1 protein-coding gene is annotated in these 726 nt (G+C 47.0%); it reads left to right on the top strand.

The genetic code is table 11. The features are described 5' to 3' along the window. On the top strand, positions 1-726 hold a 726-nt coding region (locus tag A3757_RS01675), incomplete at both ends, for an efflux RND transporter periplasmic adaptor subunit (protein WP_068739057.1).

A 726-nucleotide genomic window follows, 5' to 3' on the forward strand; every position in this document is an offset into this window, starting at 1 on the left:
AGCAGGTATTGAAGCGAAACAGAATTCACTTATCTCATCACGTATTCTAGCCAAGATAGAGAAAGTACATGTACGAGCAGGGCAGCAGGTTAAACAAGGGCAGCTACTGATTGAATTGGAAAAGGCAGATTTGCTATCACGGGAGTCTCAGGCAAAAGCGGCTTTGTCTTCAGTGTCTGCACGATTGTTGGAAGCAAAGAATAATCTTAAGCGTTCTGAGGACTTGAGTCAGAAAGGCTTGATTGCTAACGCTGCTTTGGAGCAGACTCAGGCAAACTACGATAGCTTGTTAGCCGGTAAGCAAAGTGCAGAACAGGCTTTGTTAGAAGCGCAAACGGCCCTGGGTTATGCTCAGGTGCATTCCCCTATTGATGGTCTAATAATCGATCGCTTTGCAGAGCCCGGTAATACTGCCCAACCAGGGATGCAGCTTCTTACCTTATATAATCCAGCTACTTTACGAGTCGAGGCGCATGTGCGCGAACAATTGGCGATCGGCCTCAGTTTGGGTGACACCTTGCAGGTAAGGATTCCCTCGATGAATAAGAATCTGCCTTCAGTAATAGAAGAAATGGTGCCAGCAGGTAATGCTGCATCTCGAAGCTTCTTGATTAAGAGCCGTCTGGAGGCTGAAGGCTTGCTACCTGGCATGTATGCGCAATTAAGTGTGCCGGTGGGTACGAAACAACAGATTCTATTGCCTAGTGATCGTATAGCTTATGTTGG

It is taken from the genome of Oleiphilus sp. HI0117 (genome assembly GCF_001635235.1).